General features: G+C 49.6%; 12 protein-coding genes. 5 read left to right on the top strand and 7 right to left on the bottom strand.

Annotated elements, in window-relative coordinates:
* Positions 1-20 precede the first annotated feature (20 nt).
* The 7 genes from leuB to leuC all read right to left on the bottom strand — a co-directional run bounded on the left by leuB (position 21) and on the right by leuC (position 5,535).
* On the bottom strand, positions 21-1,091 hold the full coding sequence (gene leuB / locus ACTHTY_RS05540; RefSeq protein WP_004520344.1) for a 3-isopropylmalate dehydrogenase: 1,071 nt from the start codon (positions 1,089-1,091) through the stop codon (positions 21-23).
* Between the two features lie 66 nt (positions 1,092-1,157).
* Positions 1,158-2,021: a DUF1444 family protein gene (locus tag ACTHTY_RS05535; RefSeq protein ID WP_440366711.1), complete on the bottom strand. Its 864-nt coding sequence runs from the start codon at positions 2,019-2,021 to the stop codon at positions 1,158-1,160.
* Positions 2,022-2,059: 38 nt separating this feature from the next.
* Positions 2,060-2,521: a YhcH/YjgK/YiaL family protein gene (locus ACTHTY_RS05530; protein WP_440366710.1), complete on the bottom strand. Its 462-nt coding sequence runs from the start codon at positions 2,519-2,521 to the stop codon at positions 2,060-2,062.
* 64 nt (positions 2,522-2,585) lie between these two features.
* Complete coding sequence (leuD, locus tag ACTHTY_RS05525; RefSeq protein ID WP_308185469.1) at positions 2,586-3,227, bottom strand: 3-isopropylmalate dehydratase small subunit; 642 nt, start codon at positions 3,225-3,227, stop codon at positions 2,586-2,588.
* Positions 3,228-3,272: 45 nt separating this feature from the next.
* A complete protein-coding gene (locus ACTHTY_RS05520; protein WP_440366709.1) occupies positions 3,273-3,638 on the bottom strand; it encodes a VOC family protein in 366 nt (121 codons plus the stop codon).
* Positions 3,639-3,741: 103 nt separating this feature from the next.
* Positions 3,742-3,996, bottom strand: coding sequence for a hypothetical protein (locus tag ACTHTY_RS05515; protein ID WP_049331004.1), 255 nt, complete (start codon positions 3,994-3,996; stop codon positions 3,742-3,744).
* A 129-nt stretch (positions 3,997-4,125) separates the two neighbouring features.
* On the bottom strand, positions 4,126-5,535 hold the full coding sequence (leuC, locus tag ACTHTY_RS05510) for a 3-isopropylmalate dehydratase large subunit (protein ID WP_049343582.1): 1,410 nt from the start codon (positions 5,533-5,535) through the stop codon (positions 4,126-4,128).
* 264 nt (positions 5,536-5,799) lie between these two features.
* Here leuC and gshA point away from each other — a divergent pair, with 264 nt between their 5' ends.
* The 5 genes from gshA (at position 5,800) to uvrC (ending at position 13,739) form a co-directional block, all read left to right on the top strand.
* Positions 5,800-7,158 (top strand): glutamate--cysteine ligase, encoded by a 1,359-nt coding sequence (gshA, locus tag ACTHTY_RS05505; protein ID WP_070504569.1) that lies wholly within the window; start codon positions 5,800-5,802, stop codon positions 7,156-7,158.
* 108 nt (positions 7,159-7,266) lie between these two features.
* Positions 7,267-8,337, top strand: coding sequence for a magnesium/cobalt transporter CorA (gene corA, locus ACTHTY_RS05500; RefSeq protein ID WP_070504566.1), 1,071 nt, complete (start codon positions 7,267-7,269; stop codon positions 8,335-8,337).
* A gap of 114 nt (positions 8,338-8,451) precedes the next feature.
* Entirely contained in the window at positions 8,452-8,934 is a 483-nt protein-coding gene (locus tag ACTHTY_RS05495) for an acyl-CoA thioesterase (protein WP_036490948.1), read from the top strand.
* Positions 8,935-9,061: 127 nt separating this feature from the next.
* Positions 9,062-11,833 (top strand): DNA gyrase subunit A, encoded by a 2,772-nt coding sequence (gene gyrA, locus ACTHTY_RS05490; RefSeq protein WP_070504563.1) that lies wholly within the window; start codon positions 9,062-9,064, stop codon positions 11,831-11,833.
* Between the two features lie 64 nt (positions 11,834-11,897).
* Positions 11,898-13,739, top strand: coding sequence for an excinuclease ABC subunit UvrC (uvrC, locus tag ACTHTY_RS05485; protein ID WP_440366708.1), 1,842 nt, complete (start codon positions 11,898-11,900; stop codon positions 13,737-13,739).
* Positions 13,740-13,766: the final 27 nt, after the last annotated feature.

The following is a 13,766-nucleotide window of genomic DNA, read 5'->3' as shown; positions in this document are numbered from 1 at the left end:
CGCTTTTTTCAGACGGCCTCTTACAAAGCGGCCAATACGGCATCGCCCATTTCGGAGCAGGAAACCAGTTTAGTACCTTCTTCGTAAATGTCGCCGGTACGCAAGCCTTGTTGCAGTACTTTTTGTACAGCGTTTTCAACTTGTTGAGCGCGTGCTTCGTCGTTCAGGCTGTAACGCAACAACATGGCAAGAGATAATACGGTCGCCAGCGGATTGGCTTTGTTTTGACCGGCAATGTCAGGAGCAGAGCCGTGAGACGGTTCGTACAGGCCTTTGCCGTTTTCGTCCAAAGAAGCGGAAGGCAGCATACCGATAGAGCCAGTCAGCATGGAAGCTTCGTCGGAGAGGATATCGCCGAAGATGTTGCCGGTGGCAATCACGTCAAACTGTTTAGGTGCGCGTACTAACTGCATGGCTGCGTTATCAACGTACATATGGGAAAGCTCGACATCAGGGTATTCTTTGCCGATTTCTTCAAAGATTTCGCGCCACAGTTCGGTGGTTTCCAAAACGTTGGCTTTGCCTACGGAGCAGACTTTTTTGCTGCGTTTTTGGGCGGATTGGAAGGCAACGTGGGCAATACGGCGGATTTCACTTTCGCTGTATTTCATGGTGTTGTAGCCTTCGCGTTCGCCGTTTTCCAAAACACGGATGCCGCGCGGTTCGCCAAAGTAAATATCGCCGGTCAGTTCGCGTACGATAAGGATGTCGAGGCCGGCTACGATTTCCGGTTTCAGAGTGGAAGCATTGGCCAGCTCTTTATACAAAATGGCAGGGCGCAAATTGGCAAACAGATTCAAGTCTTTACGGATGGCCAACAAGCCGCGCTCAGGGCGCAGCGGGCGGTCGAGATTGTCGTATTGAGGAGAACCGACTGCACCAAGCAAGACCGCATCGGCTTTACGGCAAAGGTTTTGCGTGAATTCTGGATAAGGATGGCCGTATTCGTCATAGGCTTCGCCGCCCAAAGGTGCGTATTCGTAGCTGACATCCAAACCTTGTTCGATAAGTTTGTCGAGTACACGGACGGTTTCTGCAACGATTTCAGGGCCGATGCCGTCGCCGCGCAAGATAGCGATATGTTTGGTCATTTCGGGTTTCCTTATGGGAAGGTTTTAGGTAAAGGGCAGGCCGTCAGTTTTTCAGACGGCCTTAAATCAATTTGCTCTGAAAACGCTGATTGTACCATTATGGTACTGGTAAAGCTGGGTAGAAATCGCGTAGGCAGATTCTTCAAATGCCTGCAGGGCGATATTCGCCATCGCCTGCAAAGCTTCTTCATCAGATGGGCTGCAAACGAGCAGGGCATTGCGTGCCGGGACTGCAAAAACAGGGTTGGCCGGCAGCATAGGATCGTCTTTAAGTACTTCGTCCAAAAGCAAAATCAGGGAAGCATCATAGTCGTTGTCCAAATGGATTTGAGCCAATGACCAACCTTCGGCATGATGAATTTGGACATGTCCATTCATCCGTTGGCGCAAATTATCCATGGCGGTACGATACAAGGCGTCTTCATCTTCAATACCGGCCTCTTTCATATGCTCACGATTGAGCGTATGCATGGATTCTTCCGTATCCACCATATAAAGCACCATGATATCGCCCGCAATCGGTTTGTATGCCAGGTAATCGGCAGGTTCGGCTTCGTCCGTATTTGTAATTAGTCTGGCGTTTTCCAGATAAATCGTATTTTTAATCGTCGGAAGAATTTGTTGTGCCGAAACACTGGCATCAGCGTCTTGAAGCTTATCGATAACCGCTAAATTGGCAGCAACAATAGCCTCCAAGGCCTCGGGATTTTGCAGATAACTTGTGTAATGGTTGCTCAAATATGTGCTGAACGATGCTTCATCGTCTTCGGAGAACTGGACAATGATCGGCGAAGAAGCAATGTTTTCGCCCCAGTCAATTTTTGCCTCAAGATCCAATTCTTCTTGGATACGACGGGCAAAGTATTCGACAAATTCCTGCCAAGTCATTAATTTAGGTTTGGAGCGGAACAACCTGCTGAAAAAAGACATATTGTGTCCTGAATAAGGGGATAAGGCCGTCTGAAATATTATAGACGTTCGGTTTCAACACGGATTTTAAAAACAACTTTGCGTATGTTCGCCCTGTCGCCGACCAATGGGGCATGCGCATCATTCGGGAAAAATAGCGCAAATTCGCCGGGCTCCAAGGTCAGCCAGGTTTCCGGTTCACAGTCGAAAAATTCGATATCGCGCTTTTCGTTGTAGCCTAAACCGTTTTTCAGACGGCCTCTGTCTATCCAGCCATATGTTTCGCTGCCATCAATCGGCGTTTGAATATCAATGTGTTTTAAGTGTGCTTCAGGCTGGGCTTCGCCTTTAGTCCTCATCGGCTCGCTGCCGATAAAAATACGGATATTGGGATTCTCGCACGGCACTTGGCCGTCCGGCAGCTTGGAAAAATCCAAGGTCTGCAACAGATGGAAGGCCTCGGCAAAGTCGGGATGCAAGGCAGCGTAGCGGGTGGCATTGCTTATGGTGTCGGTAATCATGGTATATTTGTGTAGATTAAAGGCCGTCTGAAACACTTAAATTTTTCAGACGGCCTTTTGTATGTCAACCGTTAAACAGCCAAGGCTGGCTTTGGCGGCATTTTTCTTCAAAGGCGTGAATTTCGTCAGCGTGTTGCAGGGTCAGGCCGATTTCGTCCAAGCCGTTTAAGAGGCAGTGTTTGCGGTGTTCGGTAATGTCGAATGTGAATGTTTCGCCGCTAGGGGTAGTCAGGGTTTGCTCGGCAAGGTCGATGGAGAGCTGATAGCCTTCGTTGGCTTCAACTTCTTTGAAAAGCTGGTCAACCTGTTCTTCTGTCAAAACGATAGGCAAAAGGCCGTTTTTGTAGCAGTTGTTGAAGAAGATGTCGGCGAAGCTGGGGGCGATGACGGCGCGGAAGCCGTAGTCGTCCAATGCCCAAGGGGCGTGTTCGCGTGAAGAGCCGCAACCGAAGTTTTTGCGTGTGAGCAGGATTTGCGCGCCTTGATAGCGTGGCTGGTTCAGAGAGAAATCCGGATTTAACGGGCGTTTGCTGTTGTCCATGCCAGGTTCGCCGTGGTCGAGGTAGCGCCATTCATCAAAGGCATTGGGGCCGAAGCCGCTGCGTTTGATGGATTTCAAAAATTGTTTGGGGATGATGGCGTCGGTATCGACGTTGCTGCGGTCGAGCGGGGCAACGATGGCGGTAATTTTGGTAAAGGCTTTCATGTCAGATTCTTATAGTAATAATGGGAAATTTTATGGCTATTCGGGTTAGCATGTGCTGTGCAAACCGATTCGGTTGCCTTCTGTGTCTTCGATAAATGCTGCAAAGCCGTTGGCAATGCGGAATTTCTCTTGTAACAGTTTGCCGCCTGCTGCAACGGCTTTTTCTGCTGTTTCGGCGCAATCTGGGCAATTAAAGAAAATGGTTGTACCGCCGTGACCGGGTTGGGCATTGCTGTCGTGCCAAATCATGCCGGCCGTACCGTGTTGCGTGTAATCGGCTGGAAAAATGATGAAACGGAATCCGTTGCCGCCAACGTCTTGTAGGGGCTTGCCGAATACGGATTCGTAAAAGGCTTTGGCGCGATCCAAATCATGAGCGTGAATACCAAACCAGCTTGACGGATTACTCATTGTTTCTTCCTTTGCTTGGAATCGTGAAAATGTCTGAAAAATTAATAATGTATCAGACCGTCTGAAACGGAGTCAGGAGCTTCAGACGGCCTGATTTACCGAATTATTCAGTAGCGGCTTCGATTTTTTCTCCAACATGGCTCATGCCGCGGCCTACTGCATTGCCGCCTTTTTTAACGGCTTCTTCAGTTTTATCGGCTACGCGTTCAGCGGTTTCTTTGGTTTTGTCGGCTACACGTTCTGCAGTTTCTTTGGTTTTGTCCCAATTGCGGTTGGTATCGTCTTTTGCGCCGGACCAAGTGCTGGAACAAGCTGACAGGATGAGGGCTGCGGCAGCTAATGCAAACAGTTTTTTCATACTAGATTCCTTTCAAGTTATCAATGATTAAGAAGGTTTTCAGACGTTTTTCGCAATACAATAGGAAAACTTACTTGAGCAAGGTATTGTTTCAGACGGCCTGATCAATAAAGGCCGTCTGAAAATACTTTAAGCCATAGTGCGGATGTCGGTAAAGTGGCCGGTAACTGCGGCTGCGGCTGCCATGGCAGGGCTGACGAGGTGGGTACGTCCGCCGTTGCCTTGACGGCCTTCAAAGTTACGGTTGGAAGTGGAGGCGCAACGTTGTCCCGGGGTCAGGCGGTCGGCATTCATGGCGAGGCACATAGAGCAACCCGGCTCGCGCCATTCGAAACCGGCTTCGATAAATACTTCGTGCAAGCCTTCTTTTTCGGCCTGTTCTTTCACCAAACCGGAGCCTGGAACAATCAATACGCGTTGTACATTGTCCGCTTTTTTACGGCCTTTGGCGATGGCGGCGGCTTCGCGCAAGTCTTCGATACGGCTGTTGGTGCAAGAACCGATAAAGACGATATCGACAGGGATTTCGTTTAATGGTGTACCGGCTTCCAAGCCCATGTATTCGAGGGCGCGTTCCATGCCACTGCGTTTGACCGGATCGGCTTCTTCGGCAGGATTAGGCACTTTGCCGCTGATGTCCAAAACCATTTCAGGCGATGTGCCCCAAGTTACTTGAGGCTCGATGTCTTCGGCTTTGAAGTGGTATTCTTTATCGAATACTGCGCCTTCGTCAGACACCAGCGTGCGCCAGTATTCGACGGCTTTATCCCATGCTTCTCCTTTAGGTGCGAAAGGTTTGCCTTTTACATAGTCGATGGTGGTTTGGTCGACGGCAACCATGCCTGAACGCGCACCGGCTTCGATCGCCATATTGCACAAGGTCATGCGGCCTTCCATAGAAAGGCTGCGGATGGCTTCGCCGCCAAACTCGATGGCATAGCCTGTACCGCCTGCCGTACCGATTTGGCCGATGATATAAAGCGCTACGTCTTTTGCGGTAACACCGGGTTTCAGACGGCCCTCAACGGAAATCAGCATGGATTTGGATTTTTTCGCGGTAATACACTGGGTTGCCATGGTGTGTTCGACTTCGGAAGTGCCGATACCGTGCGCCAATGCGCCGAATGCGCCGTGGGTAGAAGTGTGCGAGTCGCCGCAGACAACGGTCATGCCGGGCAGGGTAGCGCCTTGTTCCGGACCCATAACGTGTACAATGCCTTGGCCTTTATCCATAAACGGAAAGTAGGCGAGTGCGCCAAACTCTTTAATGTTTTTGTCCAAAGTATCGACTTGCAGCTTGGAAATCGGGTCTTGGATACCTTTGTCCCAGTCGCCGGTCGGAGTGTTGTGGTCGGCTGTGGAGACCACGCTGTCGATACGCCAGAGTTTGCGGCCGGCCATTTTCAAGCCTTCAAATGCTTGCGGGCTGGTTACTTCGTGAACCAGGTGGCGGTCGATGTAAAGCAGGACAGTGCCGTCTTCTTCTTCGCGGACGACGTGGCTGTTCCAAAGTTTATCGTAAAGGGTTTGTGCGCTCATGATGAGTATTCTTTGCTATTGGTAGGTATGAATGATGGTTTGCGTTTATGGGCGGATTTTAGGCTTTTTATAGGGGCTGCGCAATAGGAATTTGTCCAATTTTTAAAATTTGTTGTAAAGTTTCAAAAACACTTGTCAAAAATTAGACAAATTGTAGAATTGTTGACAAAAAGATTCATCTTATCTGAAAGAATGCTTGTCGAAATGTACTAAAAAGTTCTATCATTCTCACTCAACATCCACACTTACCAAGAGGTATAGAAAATGAAATTACCGGTAATGGCTCCTGAGCATCTGACTCAATTACGGAAATTTGAGAAAAAAGTCCTTGCCAATCATGCCAAAATCGAAGCATGGTTCCGTTCGCATTGGAACGAACACCGTCCGCCATTTTATGGTTCAGTTGACATCCGTAATGCCGGTTACAAAATTTCATCTATCGATATGAACCTGTTTCCGGGCGGCTTCAATAATTTGAATCCCAACTTTATCCCGCTGGCGGCGGTTGCCGCGCAAGATGCGGTACAGCGCGCCTGTGAAACGGCAAAATCCGTATTGATTATTCCTGAAAACCACACGCGCAACACATTCTATCTGCAAAACGTTTACGCCCTCAGCGAGATTTTGCGTTCGGCAGGATACGAAGTGCGCTTGGGCAGCTTGAATCCTGAAGTGACTGAGCCAACCGAGTTTGAAACCGCATTAGGCGACAAAATTTTGCTTGAACCTTTATTGCGTACCCGTGAGCGTGTACATCTCGCAGACGGTTTCTCGCCTTGCGTTGTTTTGTTGAATAACGACTTGTCTGCGGGTGTTCCTGAAATCCTTAAGGACATCAGTCAAACCGTATTGCCTCCATTGCACGGCGGCTGGACGACTCGCCGTAAAACCGAACATTTCGGCGCGTACAACCAAGTTGCTGCCGACTTTGCCAAGTTGATTGACATCGACGAATGGCAAATCAATCCTTATTTTGAAAAAATCAGCGGTTTAGATTTCCAAGAGCGTGAAGGCGAGGATGCGTTGGCAGGCGCAGTAGAGCGCGTATTGGCGAAAATTCAAGCCAAATACGATGAATTGGGCATTACCGACCAGCCTTTCGTTATTGTGAAAGCCGATGCAGGTACTTATGGCATGGGCGTGATGAGCGTTAAATCTGCGGATGAAGTGCGCGGCTTGAACCGTAAAAACCGCAACAAAATGGCGAAAGTCAAAGAGGGTTTAGAAGTTAGCGAAGTCATTGTCCAAGAAGGTATTTATACCTACGAAACCATGAACGGCGCCGTGTGTGAACCTGTCGTTTATATGATGGACCGTTTCGTTATCGGCGGTTTCTTCCGTGTACACGAAGGCCGTGGTGCAGACGAAAACCTCAACGCCGGCGGCATGGTATTCGTCCCGCTGTCCAACAGCATCCCCACCGGCAGCGGCGACAATTCCCAAGAAGCGCCCGAAGCCTGCAAGCGCGTATTTGAACAATGGGACTCGCTCGGCATGCCACGTTCTGAAAAAGACTGCGACGTCGACAATGAACACAACCGCCTCTACGTTTACGGCGTAATGGCGCGCCTGTCCTTGCTTGCTGCCGCATTGGAATTGGAGAAAACCGCGCCTCAAGCCTAATAAAGCATAAAGCGTTGATCGATATTGTCAGGCCGTCTGAAAATTTGTTTTCAGACGGCCTTTTCTGTCTGTACAATTCATTCTAACTAAAAAACATGATTTATTTTTATGAGCAAACCAGCCAATCCAGTTGAGACAACCGACAATCTGCAAGACCAAACCATGCAGCGCAGCAATACCGACAATGCGCCGCGTTCTGCTATCCATCAAACCTTGTATTCCGCCGATACCTTTGTTCAGCATGATTATCTTGCCGGAAAAAATTTGCCCGATATTGCCCATCCGCAAGAAGGTCAAATCAACTGGCTGCATTTTGTCGGTATTAATGATGTCGTCTTGCTCAAACACGCGCTTGAACCTTATGGTATTCATGAGCTGGTGATTGAAGATATTCTCAGCCGCAAGCAGCGTCCGAAAATCGAAGACTACGGCAACTATGTATTTACTGCCGCACAGGTATACCACTATACCTCTACGGGCAAACTCCATTCTGACCAAGTGTATGTGATTATCGGCAAAGATTTTGTGTTGTCTTTCCAACAAAAACCGTTGGGCTTGTTCAGCCATCTCCGTCGGCAGATGCACGAAAATCCGCACAATATTTTGAACAAAAATACGGCGTTTCTTGCTTATTGCCTGCTTGACCGTATTGTGGACGACTATTTCATTGTTTTGGAGTCATACAACAACCGCGTCGAAGTCATAGACAAGTCCCTGTTTAAAAATGAAAACAGCGATATTCTCAGTAAGATTCACCGCCTCAAGCGAGATGCCGTCCGTCTGCGACGCACGCTTTTACCATTGCGCGATGTGTTCTATCAACTGGCCGTGCGCGGCGATTTTGCCATTTTCAAAGGCGAGTCGACCGTCTATCTGCGCGACGTGTACGACCACAATATGCAACTTATCGAATCGCTTGATGCCTCGCGTGATATGGTGTTGAGCATGATGGACATTTACCTTTCCTTCCAATCCAACCGCATGAACCAGCAAATGCGCGTGTTGACGGTTATCACCATCATCTTTATGCCGCTGACCGTCATCACCGGCATCTACGGCATGAACTTCGACAATATGCCCGAGCTGCATTGGCATTACGGCTATTTCATGGTTTTGGGTGTGATGCTGTGCATTATTATCGGACTGCTGATTTTCTTTTCGCGTAGAAAATGGCTGTAAACAGGAAGGCAATGGGTTGAAATTCAACGATTAAAAACGGTAGAATGATTTTACACACGTGCAGTCTGAAGTTTTCAGACAATTTTAAAATAAATATCAAAAGGAGAATAAACGATGAAACCGGAACGCCAACTACCTTCCCATGAACTGATTATGTCCGAGCTGATGATGCCTTATACGGCAAACTTCAGCGGCAATGTTCACGGCGGCGATCTTCTGCGCCTGCTCGACCAAGTAGCATATTCCTGTGCCTGCCGTTACAGCGGTACCTATTGCGTTACTCTGTCTGTTGATAAAGTATTGTTTAAAGAGCCTATTCATGTCGGCGAACTGGTAACCTTTTACGCCAGTATCAACTACACAGGCCGCACTTCTATGGAAGTCGGTATTCGGGTTGAGGCGCAAAACATCCACACCGGCAAAGTGCGTCATACCAACAGCTGCTACTTCACCATGGTTGCCGTTGAAGACGGTAAGCCGGTTCCTGTACCGCCTTTGGAAATCAATACACCGCGCCAACGTTGCCGTTATGAAAGGGCTAAAAAGCGCAAAGAGTTGAGTCTGCAGGCTGCGAACGAAGATTCTGGCTGCAACTAAATTGAATTTATTAAATAATGAAGGCCGTCTGAAATCCTGTTTCAGACGGCCTTCACGCAAAAGCCATAAACCGCTTGTTTTGTGGTAGAATCAACAAGATTTTTGCCATACGAAATTACAGATAATCATGACCGACGCAACCATCCGCAACGACCATAAATTTGCACTTGAAACCCTGCCTGTCAGCCTTGAAGACGAAATGCGCAAGAGCTACCTCGATTACGCCATGAGCGTGATTGTGGGTCGAGCCCTGCCGGATGTCCGCGACGGTCTCAAGCCGGTACACCGCCGCGTGTTGTACGCGATGCACGAGTTGAAAAACAACTGGAATTCCGCCTATAAAAAATCAGCGCGTATCGTCGGCGACGTTATCGGTAAATACCACCCTCATGGCGATATAGCCGTTTACGATACCATCGTCCGCATGGCGCAAGATTTTTCCATGCGTTATGTACTGATCGACGGTCAGGGTAACTTTGGTTCCGTTGACGGATTGGCCGCGGCAGCCATGCGTTATACCGAAATCCGCATGGAAAAAATTTCCCATGAAATGTTGGCGGATATTGAAGAAGAAACCGTCAATTTCGGCCCCAACTATGACGGCAGCGAACATGAGCCGCTGGTATTGCCAACCCGTTTTCCTGCGCTGTTGGTAAACGGTTCGTCCGGTATTGCCGTCGGTATGGCAACCAATATCCCGCCGCACAATTTGGGCGATACCATCAATGCCTGCCTGCGCTTGTTGGACGAGCCTGAAACAGAAATCGACGAACTGATTAACATCATCCAAGCGCCCGATTTCCCGACCGGTGCGACTATTTACGGCTTGAGTGGCGTGCGCGAAGGCTATAAAACCGGCCGCGGCCGCGTGGTCATGCGCGGTAAAACCCATATCGAGCCTATCGGTAAAAACGGCGAGCGCGAAGCCATTGTAATCGATGAAATCCCATATCAAGTAAACAAAGCCAAGCTGGTTGAGAAAATCGGCGAATTGGTACGCGAAAAAACGCTGGAAGGCGTATCCGACCTGCGCGACGAGTCCGACAAATCCGGTATGCGTGTCGTAATCGAATTGAAACGCAATGAAAATGCCGAAGTCGTTTTGAACCAACTCTACAAACTGACCCAGCTGCAAGACAGCTTCGGTATCAACATGGTGGCCTTGGTTGACGGCCAGCCGCGTTTGCTGAACCTGAAACAAATCCTGTCAGAATTCCTGCGCCACCGTCGCGAAGTCGTTACCCGCCGTACTTTGTTCCGCCTGAAAAAAGCGCGTCATGAAGGCCATATTGCCGAAGGTAAAGCGGTGGCCTTGTCCAATATCGACGAAATCATCCGTCTGATCAAAGAATCTGCCAATGCGCCGGAAGCCAAAGAAAAATTGCTGTCCCGCCCATGGCGCAGCAGCTTGGTTGAAGATATGCTCAGCCGTACGGATTTGGACCTGCAAATGATGCGTCCTGAAGGCTTGCCTGAAAATTTGGGTCTGCACAGTCAAGGCTATTACCTGAGCGAATTGCAAGCTGATGCCATCCTGCGCATGAGCTTGCGCAACCTGACTGGTCTCGATCAGGAAGAAATTGTCGGCGAATATAAAAATCTGATGAGCAAAATCATTGATTTCGTGGATATTCTTTCCAAACCAGAGCGCGTTACCCAAATCATCCGCGAAGAATTGGCAGATATTAAAGCCAACTTCGGTGACGAGCGTCGCAGCGAAATCAATCCGTTTGGCGGCGACATTGCCGATGAAGACCTGATTCCGCAACGCGAAATGGTCGTTACCCTGACTCATGGCGGCTACATCAAAACCCAGCCGACAACCGATTATCAGGCGCAGCGTCGCGGCGGCCGCGGTAAGCAGGCAGCGGCAACCAAAGACGAAGACTTTATCGAAACCCTGTTTGTTGCCAATACGCATGATTATTTGATGTGCTTTACCAATTTGGGCAAGTGCCATTGGATTAAAGTGTACAAACTGCCGGAAGGCGGCCGCAACAGCCGTGGTCGTCCGATTAACAACGTTATCCAATTGGAAGAGGGCGAAAAAGTCAGCGCGATTTTGGCCGTCCGCGAGTTCCCGGAAGACCAATACGTTTTCTTCGCCACTGCACAAGGCATGGTGAAAAAAGTCCAGTTGTCTGCGTTTAAAAACGTCCGCAGCCAAGGCATTAAAGCCATCGCGCTTAAAGAAGGCGATTACTTGGTCGGCGCAGCGCAAACCGGCGGTGCGGACGACATTATGTTGTTCTCCAACTTGGGCAAAGCCATCCGCTTTAACGAATATTGGGAAAAATCCGGTAACGATGAAGCAGAAGATGCCGATATTGAAACCGAAAACGAAGATTCAGACGGCCTGGATGATGAAAATGCCGAAAACGCATTGCCAAGCGGCAAACACGGTGTCCGTCCGTCCGGTCGTGGCAGCGGCGGTTTGCGCGGTATGCGTCTGCCGGCCGATGGCAAGATTGTCAGCCTGATTACCTTCGCCCCTGAAGCCGAGCAAAGCGACTTGCAAGTATTGACTGCTACCGCCAACGGCTATGGCAAACGTACCCCGATTGCCGATTACAGCCGTAAAAACAAAGGTGGACAAGGCAATATCGCCATCAATACCGGCGAGCGCAACGGCGATTTGGTTGCCGCCACTTTGGTCAGCGAAACCGACGACCTGATGCTGATTACCAGCGGCGGTGTCCTGATTCGTACCAAAGTTGAGCAAATCCGTGAGACCGGTCGTGCTGCCGCAGGCGTGCGCCTGATTAATTTGGATGAAGGCGAAACCTTAGTCAGCTTGGAACGCGTGGCTGAAGAGGCTGAAGATGAAGCCGCTTTAGAAAGCGATGCAGCTGAAAACCAAGTGGTAGAAGCTGAAGATACTCCGTCTCAAGAATCTTAAACGTCAATGAAAAAGGCCGTCTGAAAAGTTTTCAGACGGCCTGCTTATTCCAAAAGAAAATCCCGTGAGCGCAACCGAACCGTTCGATTTACCTCTTTTTCTGAAAAATCTGCCCAATCTGCCGGGCGTGTACCGTTTTTTTGACGAAGACAATAATGTTTTGTATGTCGGCAAAGCGGTCAATCTCAAGCGGCGCGTTTCCAGCTATTTCCAAAAAAACGACCATTCGCCGCGCATCGCATTGATGGTAAAACAGGCTCACCACATCGAAACCACCATCACGCGTTCCGAAGCCGAAGCGCTGATTCTCGAAAACAATTTCATCAAAGCCTTGTCGCCGAAATACAATATTCTTTTCCGCGATGACAAAAGCTATCCTTATTTGATGCTCAGCGGCCATCAATATCCGCAAATGGCGTATTACCGTGGCACGCTGAAAAAGCCTAATCAATATTTCGGCCCGTATCCCAACAGCAACGCCGTGCGCGACAGCATTCAAGTGTTGCAAAAAGTCTTTATGCTGCGTACCTGCGAAGACAGTGTATTCGAGCACCGCGACCGTCCTTGTCTGCTTTACCAAATCAAACGCTGCACCGCGCCTTGTGTCGGCCACATTAGCGAAGAAGATTATCGCGACAGCGTGCGTGAAGCAGCAACTTTCCTCAATGGCAAAACCGACGAACTGACGCGTACCTTGCAACACAAAATGCAAACCGCCGCCGCGAATCTGCAATTTGAAGAAGCTGCCCGTTATCGCGACCAAATTCAAGCGCTTGGTATCATGCAGAGTAATCAGTTTATCGACAGCAAAAATCCGAACAACCCTAACGATATCGATTTACTTGCGTTGGCGGTTTCAGACGGCCTAGTCTGTGTACACTGGGTCAGCATCCGCGGCGGACGGCATGTCGGCGATAAAAGCTTTTTCCCCGACACCAAAAACGATCCCGAACCAAACGGACAAGATTACGCCGAAGCCTTTGTCGCCCAACATTATCTGGGCAAAAGCAAACCCGACATCATCATCAGCAACTTTCCCGTTCCCGATGCGCTGAAAGAGGCCTTGGAAGGCGAACACGGCAAGCAGATGCAATTTGTCACCAAGACCATAGGCGAACGCAAGGTCTGGCTGAAGATGGCGGAACAAAATGCACAAATGGCGATTGCACAACGCCGCCTGCAACAAAGCAGCCAGCAACACCGTATTGATGAACTGGCCAAAATACTCGGCATGGATTCAGACGGCCTCAACCGCCTTGAATGTTTCGATATCAGCCACACGCAAGGCGAGGCCACTATTGCGTCCTGTGTTGTGTATGATGAACAAAACATCCAGCCTTCGCAATACCGCCGCTACAACATCACGACCGCCAAGCCCGGCGACGACTATGCCGCTATGCGCGAAGTGTTGACGCGCCGTTACGGCAAAATGCAGGAAGCCGAAGCCAACGGCGAAAGCGTCAAATGGCCGGATGTCGTGTTGATTGACGGCGGCAAAGGGCAAATCGGCGTAGCCGTATCGGTATGGGAAGAACTTGGGCTGCACATACCTTTGGTCGGTATCGCCAAAGGCCCCGAGCGCAAAGCCGGTATGGAAGAACTCATACTGCCTTTTACCGGCGAAGTCTTCCGCCTGCCACCCAACAGCCCGGCCTTGCATTTATTACAAACCGTACGCGATGAATCGCACCGCTTTGCGATTACAGGCCACCGTAAAAAACGCGACAAAGCACGCGTTACTTCCTCACTCAGCGAAATCCCCGGTATCGGCAGTAAACGCCGCCAAGCATTGCTTACCCGGTTCGGCGGTTTACGCGGCGTGATTGCCGCCAGTCGCGAGGATTTAGAAAAAGTGGAAGGCATCAGTAAAGCATTGGCGGAAACCATTTACGAGCATCTGCACTGATTGGTTTGAACAGCAAAAAGGAACAAT

It is taken from the genome of Neisseria sp. P0019.S002, assembly GCF_051957155.1.
In the GTDB taxonomy this organism is placed as follows: Bacteria; Pseudomonadota; Gammaproteobacteria; order Burkholderiales; family Neisseriaceae; genus Neisseria; species Neisseria perflava.
Note: the sequence above shows the minus strand (reverse complement) of the source record. Positions and strands in the feature narration are given on the sequence as shown.

Excerpts from the sequence above, each read along its gene's own strand:
- leuB (WP_004520344.1), bottom strand. The coding sequence starts at position 1,091 with ATGACCAAACATATCGCTATCTTGCGCGGCGACGGCATCGGCCCTGAA.
- ACTHTY_RS05535 (WP_440366711.1), bottom strand. The coding sequence starts at position 2,021 with ATGTCTTTTTTCAGCAGGTTGTTCCGCTCCAAACCTAAATTAATGACT.
- ACTHTY_RS05530 (WP_440366710.1), bottom strand. The coding sequence starts at position 2,521 with ATGATTACCGACACCATAAGCAATGCCACCCGCTACGCTGCCTTGCAT.
- leuD (WP_308185469.1), bottom strand. The coding sequence starts at position 3,227 with ATGAAAGCCTTTACCAAAATTACCGCCATCGTTGCCCCGCTCGACCGC.
- ACTHTY_RS05520 (WP_440366709.1), bottom strand. The coding sequence starts at position 3,638 with ATGAGTAATCCGTCAAGCTGGTTTGGTATTCACGCTCATGATTTGGAT.
- ACTHTY_RS05515 (WP_049331004.1), bottom strand. The coding sequence starts at position 3,996 with ATGAAAAAACTGTTTGCATTAGCTGCCGCAGCCCTCATCCTGTCAGCT.
- leuC (WP_049343582.1), bottom strand. The coding sequence starts at position 5,535 with ATGAGCGCACAAACCCTTTACGATAAACTTTGGAACAGCCACGTCGTC.
- gshA (WP_070504569.1), top strand. The coding sequence starts at position 5,800 with ATGAAATTACCGGTAATGGCTCCTGAGCATCTGACTCAATTACGGAAA.
- corA (WP_070504566.1), top strand. The coding sequence starts at position 7,267 with ATGAGCAAACCAGCCAATCCAGTTGAGACAACCGACAATCTGCAAGAC.
- ACTHTY_RS05495 (WP_036490948.1), top strand. The coding sequence starts at position 8,452 with ATGAAACCGGAACGCCAACTACCTTCCCATGAACTGATTATGTCCGAG.
- gyrA (WP_070504563.1), top strand. The coding sequence starts at position 9,062 with ATGACCGACGCAACCATCCGCAACGACCATAAATTTGCACTTGAAACC.